We start from the raw sequence: 8,750 nt of genomic DNA, 5'->3' as shown, positions 1-8,750 counted from the left end.
CTGCAAGCCAGTCTTCATTGCTCCAGTATTGTTGTCGAACAGGTACCAGTGTCCATTGATGTATTGCTGCCCATACTGCATTTGACCGTTGACGTTATAGTAAACCGTTTTATGTTGGTTAGCTATATACTGCAAACCAGTCTGTTTTTTATTATCTTTATAGAGATACCAATGGGCATCCTCATAGAATTGCCCATTTTTTGATGTTGTTTGACTTGAAGCTTCTTTGTCAGCATTTGCTTTTGCCGTATTCAAAGCCGCTGTATCAACCTTGAGCTTATTAACAGCTGCTGTATATGCAGCACTAGCTGTGTTGTATGTTGCTGTAGCATTGTTCAATGTTGTTTGAGCAGATGCGATTTGTGCAGCTGTAGCACCGGTTGTATTTATTGTTACGTCAGTCGTATCGAAATTCGCCATTTTTAAATTTTCTTTTTCAAAACAACTAATAAATTCAAGGTGGATATTCCCATACTTATCAAAACTAACAGCAAAGAAATTCTCTCCAAAATCATTCTTTAAAACAGAATCATCTATACCCAGCAAAGTAAGTGCACGTTCATATTCTCTGGACTTATCGTTAAATAGTATGTTGTGAATTGCATTGTATAAATATTGCTTAGCGGTATACATTGTCATTGAAGTATCGTAATAGTCAGACAACGATTCCATAACTTCAATGCAATTTCCACTGGACAATAAACCGTCATTAGCAAGAACTGTTTCAACAGCTGGCACATCTTCTCCCTTATATGATCCCTTATAATCATCATTTCTATGTTTGTAGCCACTCCACTGATCATTATTATAATTCTCAGCAATTTTTTTAGCATTATCAATCGAGCCATTAGTAACGACAAGCTTGATTATACTTTTTTGATTATCTGCCCCCGACTTGCTGTTATGTTGAACAAAGCTTACTTGTTCTCTAAGATTATTAATCAACGCTGCTGCATACGATGATAGTTCAATTGATTGCGCACTTGTCAAAGTATTTACATCAATTTTTGAATTCTTATCAGATGAATTATTATCAACAAATTTGCTATTCGTGCCAGTCCCTTCATCCAGTAATGCTGGATTATCAGCAACATTAACTTTCTGTTTATCTGTTAAATTAATTGTACTTCCATCAGCAGTCGATGTTTGGCTATTCTTAAGGGTATCTAAGTTTGATTGAGCTTTGTCTTTTGCGGTTGATGCAGCTGTTTTAGCACTAGATGCTGAATTAACTGCTTGTTGATCGTCGTTTACTTTTGTTTGTGCTGTTGCGACGCTATTATCCGTACTTGATGACTTTTGAACACTTGCCCCTGCAATTGGTTTAGCCGCATTGGCTTGCGTAGAGCTTTTGCTCTGTGTATTAGTTGAATCTGATTGCATCATCTTTACTTGCACTGCTTGTGTTTTATCTGTCTGATTTTGTTCTGTTTTATCTTGGACCGTTTGTGTTTGCTGCTGTGAACTTTCACTAGCGTCCTCAGTTTGTTTTTGCACATTCTTGGTATTCGTGCTAGTGCTAGAACTAGAACTAGTACTTGAGCTGCTCTGATAACTGCCAGTTGCTGGCTGGGACGTGCTGCTGGAAACTGTATTGTCATTTTTACTAACAGTATCTGCCCGAGCTGTCGTAGCTATCGCAGTTCCAGCCGTTACAAACGCGGCTGCAACAGCAGTTCGTTTAATTAAGGTATTAATTTTTTTAGTCTTCATTTTGACAAGTCCTTTTTTAATTAGGTAGTTTTTTATGTAGTAATTTATAATCTGCATGATATTACTGCTCGTACTTGCAGTAAAACTAATCTGTTTTGATCGTAACGTGTCACTTATAATTCGACCAACCCTTTAAAAGCTTTGCTGTATGAAGCATTCTTATTGATTAATAATTTACCATAAACAATTATTAATCAATAATTTATTTAAGTCAATAGATATTTTTAGTTTGTTTATTACTTGCATTCACTGACTAAAGCAACGCAAAACTTAGCCAGCTGCATAAGTTAATTACTTATCAAGCGACCGCTTCTGCCTAAAAATTCACTCTGGTGCGCTTATTTCTTCCCAACCTTTTCTTCTCGAAAACGAGAAATAAATACTTCCAAACAAAAAGCTTTGACAAAAAGCGGCAATGCATTTTAACCATTATTGTTCTTTCAAAAAAAATAACTTGTCAGTGCTACGTATGGAAGTTTGCAAAGAAATTATCGTAATATTTCAATTGTTGGCAATAAAAAAGACATCACTAATTTTTTATTTTAGGTTCTGCGCATCCAGAAACCTTAAAATAAGAAACAGCGATACCTCAAAATTATTACATTTATCTAAAAACTTCGGTGTTTATAGCTATAACTAATTCATCGTCATTCCACCGGTCACATTAATTGCCTGTCCCGTCATATAATCGGATAAATGACTGCCTAAGAATAAAACAACATTTGCGACATCTTGTGGTGTACCGGTTCTGCCCAACGGGACTTGACTGTTATCTTCAGCTTGAACTTCTTCTGGAGTCAATCCCCGTATTTTGCCGCCTTCAATTCGCTCTCTGTGCTTCATTTCGGTTTCAATTATTCCTGGGCACACCGCATTGACATTAATACTATCCTTAGCAACTTCTAATGCTAACGTTTTAACTAAGCCTAAAACAGCGTGTTTAGATGCAACATATGCGGACATGGCCCGATACCCATTCTTTCCAGCCTGTGAATCAACTACAATTATTTTTCCTTTTCGCTTTTTAGTTTTAAGGAACTTAGTATAATACTTTGCAGTTAAGTAAAAGCCTTTTGTATTAATTTCCCAGTTTCTTTGAAAATCTTCACTTTTACTCTCTGAAAAGTAATCCATGGTCGAAATTCCAGCAACATGCACAAGTATATCTGGTACTAGTCCTTTTTCTTCTAGTTGTGCAAATGTTTTCCTCACTTGCTGTTCATTGCTGACATCCACATTTACAGCATAAAGTTTTTCACTTTGTTCCTCTAAGTCTTTGTTCTCATATGCAATATCGGCTGCAATTACAGTTGCTTTTTCTTTAAGAAAAGTTGCAGCAACCGCCTTGCCTATTCCTTGAAAACTTCCAACAACAAAAACAATTTTATTTTCTAATTCTTCAAACATTTTAGCCACCATTTAAATTACATTTCGCTCAAACGGATCATCACTGATCCCTTCGTCAAGTATTTTCTTTGACCATTCCTTGGCAGAAAATAAAGAATGATCCCGGTAATTACCACAACTATAAATATCCGTCCCTTGAACATCTTCCCATTCAATCTGTTCAGCAATTTCTTTTAATGCTCCCTTTAAGGCCTCTGCAACTTCCGTTGTTGAGTGTTCCCCCCACGTTATTAGGTGAAAACCTGTGCGGCATCCAAATGGAGAACAATCAATAACCCCATCAAGCCGATCCCGTAAGAGGCCAGCTAACAAATGTTCAATTGTATGCAGACCCGCTGTTGGAATGGCATTCTCATTGGGCTGTACCAACCGAAGATCATAGTTGGAAATAACGTCCCCTTTTGTTCCTTTTCCTTGTGTTATCAATCTAACATATGGGGCCTTTACCTTCGTATGATCTAGTGTAAAACTCTCTACTTTTGCCATAATCAAATCACCTTTCCTTGCTTAAATTATTAGTATTTTTGAAACTCTTCATATTAAAAGAAAACAACTACCGATTGTGGTGTATAAAACCAAACTACTTTATTTTGGGATAAACAAGATGAGCTCCAAGAATTTTGCCGTTAACTTTGCTTTACGACAAAATCTGCATCATCTCCTTTCTTTCAAACTTAAAGAGGTTCAAGTAAATAACATCTTTTTAATATTCAAATGCTGGCGTGTAGACACCTTTATGCGTTTTTTCAATAACTTTAGCAACAGATTTTGTATGATATGCTTTAACAACCTTCTTATAAGTAGCATTATCTTTATCACTTGTTCTAGCTACAATTACGTTAATCCAAGGTTTATTTTTAGAATCATTAATATCAGGTTTCAAACTATAAATTGCATCCTTGATTGGATTAAGATGAGCAGCTTCTGCGAAATCGCTATTAGTAATGCCTGCAGCAAAGTCAGGTAACAAACTAATAATTTTTGCAGGATCAACTTGGACAATCTTCAAATTATGTTTATTTTCCGTAATATCTTTAATTGCTGGCAAATTGCCTTTACTTGGGTCCGTTTTTATAAGTCCTGCGCTTTCCAAAACTTTCAATGCACGTCCAGCGTTAGTAACATTGTTTGGAATCGCAATCTTATCTCCATTTTTTATTTGCTTCAAACTGTCGATTTTTTTAGAAAAGACGTTCAAAGGTACTAGATATGATTGTCCAATAACTGTAAATTTATAGTTTTTCTCTTTTTCTTCTTGATGCAAAAATGCATAATGCTGAAAAGCGGTCAAATCTAATTCTTTATTATTTTGTGCTTGATTTGCTAAGATTCCATCCGTAAAAGAGACTGTTTTTACTTGAATGTGATCTTTTTTCAAATTCTTATTAACCTGCTCCCAAATTGGTTTGTCTGTGGTTCCTACCAGACCAACTTTAACGACTTTAGTTTTGGTCTTAGCAGTTGCCGATTTGCCGCACCCAGTTAAACTTCCTACAACCCCAAAAGTGATAAGTACAGCCAGAAAACTCAGAAAAAATCTCTTGTTTTTAAACTTCATTTCTTTTTCCTCCCCTAGTGAGTAGCTTTTTTACTAATAAATGTTCCGATAATTTGAACAATACTTACTAAAATCAATAAAACAATAATACATGCTATGGTTGCATCAAATTGATTTTGTTGATAACCATATTGGATAGCAAAGTCTCCCAAGCCTCCTCCTCCGACAACCCCGACGATCGCAGTCAATCCTATCAGGCTTACTAGTGTTATTGTTGTCACTCTCGAAATACTTGAAATACTCTCGTGCAGATATACAGACCAGACCAACTGCCAAGGCGTCAAACCGATTACCTCTCCAGTTTCGATCAGGCCGTCATCAGTTTCATTTAAAGCAGATTCTATCTGCCTTGTAAAAAAGGGTGTTATTCCGATAATCAGTGGAAAAATCGTTCCCTTGACACCAATTGCTGTTCCAGAAATAATTCTTGTCACAGGGATCAGGGCTGCAATTAAAATAATAAACGGAATCGACCTGAACAAATTGATTATTTTATCCAAAACATTCCAAACTATTTTGTTAGCTAAAATTCCACCACCCTTAGTGACGACTATTAAAATTCCAAAAGTTAAGCTTAACAAAAAGGAAATTATGCCTGAAATAACAACCATCTGTAATGTTTGAATAATAGCTGCATTAAAAACATCCAAATTACTTGCAACATTGGGAAATAATTTACTAAAGAAAGCGTCCATCTTGATACACCTCCACCTGAACATTTTTTTGTCCTCTTAAATACTTTAAAGTGTCAGCAATCTGCTCGGCTTCTCCATCTAAAACAATCACTAACCCCCCCAATGGCTTACCCCGAAGCATCTTGATATCGCCAACAATTATGTTAGCTTTTATTTTAAATTTTATTGAGATAATTGAAATAAGCGGGACTACTGCTTCGTCACTGATGTACGTAATTTTTATCAATTGCTGATTTCTTACAAGATTTATCGTTTTTAACAAGCTGCTTGAAACATTTAGTTTAGAAGTTGTGTTTATGAAGCGCTTAGTTAGTTGATCTTGCGGATTAACGAAGATTGAATAAACATCCCCCTGCTCGACAATCTTGCCTTTATTTAAAACAGCAATTTCATCGCAAATATCTTCAACAACTTGCATTTCATGTGTTACTAATACCAAAGTTATTCCTAATCTTTCATTTAATTTTTTCAACAGTTTTAATATTGACTGTGTTGTTTGAGGATCCAGAGCACTCGTTGCTTCATCACACAATAAAATTTTGGGATTATTTATCAATGCACGTGCAATTGCCACCCTTTGCTTTTGACCTCCGGACAGTGAAGAAGGATACGTATCTGCCTTTTCAGGCAATCCAACAAGTTCAAGCATCTCCATAACCTTTTCTCTAATTTTTTCTTTTCCCAAGCTGCTATACTTTATAGGCAGTGCAACATTTTCAGCAATCGTACGAGCGGGCATTAGATTAAATTGTTGAAAAATCATACCAATCTGACCTCTTATTTGACGCAATGCTTTTTTAGAGAGTTTATTGACTTCCTTATCTTCAAAAAAAACTTTGCCCTGTGTTGCTTTTTCTATACCGTTAATGCACCTGATTAAAGTTGATTTTCCCGCACCGCTGTATCCAATAATTCCAAAAATTTTGCCCTTTTGAATAGTTAAATTGACATCTTTTAGGACTTCATGGCTCTTTTTTTTGTTGGTTTTAAATACTTTGCTCACGTGCTGAAACTTGACTAGTTCTGGAGATGCCATTTTTCTCCTCCTCTCTTAGTAATTTTTTATTTAGTTCTTCTATATCTGTAATTGCATCAAAAATTGCTTTTTCAGTAATATTTATTGGCAGTAAATGAATTGATTTATCTTCGCTGATAGCCGCTACTGCAATTTTTTCTTTAACTTCTGGTTCATCTTTAAGTCCTAATGCAGCTAAATTAGTCGGAAGTTCAAGTGATCGCAGCCACAGCCAAATCTTTTGGGCTTCTTCTAATTTCTTTTCTAAAGCTAGTTGAACTAAAACACCATAGCCTACTTTTACACCGTGCAATATTGCATGCGTTTCTGGGAACTGCGTTAATGCATCATGAATAGAATGTGCACCAGTCGCCCGTCCGTATTGGGCACTGAAACCTCCAACTAGACCCCCAGTCACGATAATAGTCTCAGCAGCTTCTAGCCATCTTTTGGTTTTTGTGTGTCTCAGCATATCAGTTATAGCCTGCTCTCCTTCATTGAGGATTATCTGCTGACATTCTTGAGCGAAGTATGCAGCGTGTTCCAAGGCTACTTTTCCGCTGGTAAAATCTTTTGTTAACATTAATTCGGATTCATAATACTTAGCCAAGGTATCAGCCAACCCAGCAACAAAGTAATTAACCGGTGAGTTAAAGAGAACGTCTTCTTCCAAAAGTAAGAGATCAACTGAATGTGCATACGTTTTAAAATCTGAAAAAGTTCCATCGTCTTGATAATGAACACTTAAAGAAGACCACGGGGCACAATTACTGACAAGCGTTGGCAATAATATCACGGGAATTTGAAGAGTAGCAGCAACACTTTTGACTGTGTCCAAAACTTTTCCACCGCCAATTCCTACAATTGCTTGGAATTTATCGCTAACAATTTGTTTAGTCACATCATTTATTTCACTTAGCGAACATTCTCCTGAAAATTTTCTATATTCAATTTGTGTATTTGAAAAAGATTTCGGTAAGTATGGTCTAGCCGCATGCAACGCCTTTTCACCATGCAAAAATAATGCTTTTGCAATATTATTCTTCTGAAAATAAACATTCAGATACTCATACACATGATTTCCTGTTATATATTGCTGTGGGCCTATTCTAGAAATAAAATCAATCAACTAAAAACCTTCTTTCAATTTCAAAATTTTCAATCTTTGCAGAACTTCTTCTAATTTTTCCAATTCACATACTAAGCTAATTCGAATATAACCTTCGCCGTATTTTCCAAAACCGCTGCCAGGTGCAACTGCTACTTGGGCTTTCTCCAAAAGAAGCTTCGCAAAAGAAACACTTGTGTATTCAACTGGAATCTTGACCCAAACAAAAAACGTTCCTGCTGTCATTTCAACGGACCAATTTAATTTTCTTAATCCACTTACAAGCAGATTTCTTCGTTTTTGATATTCTTCCTTTATTTCTACAGAGCTTTCCTGCGAAGAATTTAAAGCTGTACTAGCTGCATCTTGGACAGCTCCAAAAACTGTGCTATGTCCATGTGCCAAGTATTTATTTAAAGCTTCAATAACAGATGCATTTCCAACCGCAAAACCAACTCTCCATCCTGCCATGCTATATGTCTTAGACAAAGTATATATTTCCAATGCATTTTCTTTTGCCCCTGGGCATGACATAAGGCTTACAGGTGCTTTGTCAAATCCTAACGATGCATATGCAAAATCATTTACCAATAACAAATTTTTTTCTCGTGCAAAAGAGAGCGAGCTAGCAAAGAAACTAGCACTGGCAACGGCACCAGTAGGATTATTTGGATAGTTCAGCAATAATATTTTGGCTTTAGCCAGTATCTCGTTGGGAATCTGCGCATAATCAGGCAAATACCCATTTGTTTGCAAAAGCGGAAGCTTATAGATTCTTCCTCCTGCTAACGAAACTGTAGTCTCATATTCTGGATAACAAGGATCCGTCGTAATCACATAATCACCGGGATCAAGCAATACTTGTGGGACAGCGTTGATACCTACTACCGCTCCATGAAAAATAGCTATTTCCCTGTTAACATCAATTTGAGCATTATATTGTCGCTGATAAAAATTCTGGATTGCTTTTCTAAATCCTTCTTTCCCCTTAAAGGGTGTGTATTTTTGATTTTCTTTTTTGCTGACAGCATCCTTTAATGATTCGACAATGTGATTTGGCGTTGGAATATCTGGATTGCCTTTAGATAAATCAATTACATTACGCGTCTTCACATTTACTGCTGCAATTTGCTGATCGAGCTCTGCAAAAAAATTAACTGGCATCTTTTTTATTCTATTTGCAGCCTGAAAATTCACCTTTACACCTCCAACTAAAAAAATCCCGCCCCTTGTTATATATAACAAGGGACGGGA

Annotated in this window: 8 protein-coding genes; all 8 read right to left on the bottom strand. The window is 36.2% G+C overall.

The window, feature by feature from the left end; all coding sequences use genetic code 11:
• On the bottom strand, positions 1–1,713 hold a 1,713-nt coding region (locus tag FD20_RS10010), incomplete at its 3' end, for an SEC10/PgrA surface exclusion domain-containing protein (protein ID WP_162255642.1).
• Between the two features lie 636 nt (positions 1,714–2,349).
• Positions 2,350–3,120, bottom strand: coding sequence for an SDR family NAD(P)-dependent oxidoreductase (locus tag FD20_RS10005; RefSeq protein ID WP_057738226.1), 771 nt, complete (start codon positions 3,118–3,120; stop codon positions 2,350–2,352).
• Positions 3,121–3,132: 12 nt separating this feature from the next.
• The gene (locus FD20_RS10000; RefSeq protein ID WP_057738225.1) at positions 3,133–3,606 is read right to left on the bottom strand and encodes an S-ribosylhomocysteine lyase; all 474 of its coding nucleotides are present in this window, start codon (positions 3,604–3,606) and stop codon (positions 3,133–3,135) included.
• A 217-nt stretch (positions 3,607–3,823) separates the two neighbouring features.
• Positions 3,824–4,678 (bottom strand): MetQ/NlpA family ABC transporter substrate-binding protein, encoded by an 855-nt coding sequence (locus FD20_RS09995; protein WP_057738224.1) that lies wholly within the window; start codon positions 4,676–4,678, stop codon positions 3,824–3,826.
• A 14-nt stretch (positions 4,679–4,692) separates the two neighbouring features.
• The gene (locus tag FD20_RS09990) at positions 4,693–5,373 is read right to left on the bottom strand and encodes a methionine ABC transporter permease (protein ID WP_057738223.1); all 681 of its coding nucleotides are present in this window, start codon (positions 5,371–5,373) and stop codon (positions 4,693–4,695) included.
• Entirely contained in the window at positions 5,357–6,409 is a 1,053-nt protein-coding gene (locus tag FD20_RS09985; RefSeq protein WP_057738222.1) for a methionine ABC transporter ATP-binding protein, read from the bottom strand. The genes FD20_RS09990 and FD20_RS09985 overlap by 17 nt, the downstream gene beginning before the upstream one ends.
• Positions 6,360–7,517: an iron-containing alcohol dehydrogenase family protein gene (locus FD20_RS09980; protein WP_057738220.1), complete on the bottom strand. Its 1,158-nt coding sequence runs from the start codon at positions 7,515–7,517 to the stop codon at positions 6,360–6,362. Before FD20_RS09980 ends, FD20_RS09985 begins: the two co-directional genes overlap by 50 nt.
• Positions 7,518–8,693, bottom strand: coding sequence for an aminotransferase class I/II-fold pyridoxal phosphate-dependent enzyme (locus FD20_RS09975; protein ID WP_057738219.1), 1,176 nt, complete (start codon positions 8,691–8,693; stop codon positions 7,518–7,520).
• Positions 8,694–8,750: the final 57 nt, after the last annotated feature.

The sequence above is a fragment of the Liquorilactobacillus uvarum DSM 19971 genome (genome assembly GCF_001434935.1).
Classification (GTDB): Bacteria; Bacillota; Bacilli; order Lactobacillales; family Lactobacillaceae; genus Liquorilactobacillus; species Liquorilactobacillus uvarum.
Note: the sequence above shows the minus strand (reverse complement) of the source record. Positions and strands in the feature narration are given on the sequence as shown.

Excerpts from the sequence above, each read along its gene's own strand:
- FD20_RS10005 (WP_057738226.1), bottom strand. The coding sequence starts at position 3,120 with ATGTTTGAAGAATTAGAAAATAAAATTGTTTTTGTTGTTGGAAGTTTT.
- FD20_RS10000 (WP_057738225.1), bottom strand. The coding sequence starts at position 3,606 with ATGGCAAAAGTAGAGAGTTTTACACTAGATCATACGAAGGTAAAGGCC.
- FD20_RS09995 (WP_057738224.1), bottom strand. The coding sequence starts at position 4,678 with ATGAAGTTTAAAAACAAGAGATTTTTTCTGAGTTTTCTGGCTGTACTT.
- FD20_RS09990 (WP_057738223.1), bottom strand. The coding sequence starts at position 5,373 with ATGGACGCTTTCTTTAGTAAATTATTTCCCAATGTTGCAAGTAATTTG.
- FD20_RS09985 (WP_057738222.1), bottom strand. The coding sequence starts at position 6,409 with ATGGCATCTCCAGAACTAGTCAAGTTTCAGCACGTGAGCAAAGTATTT.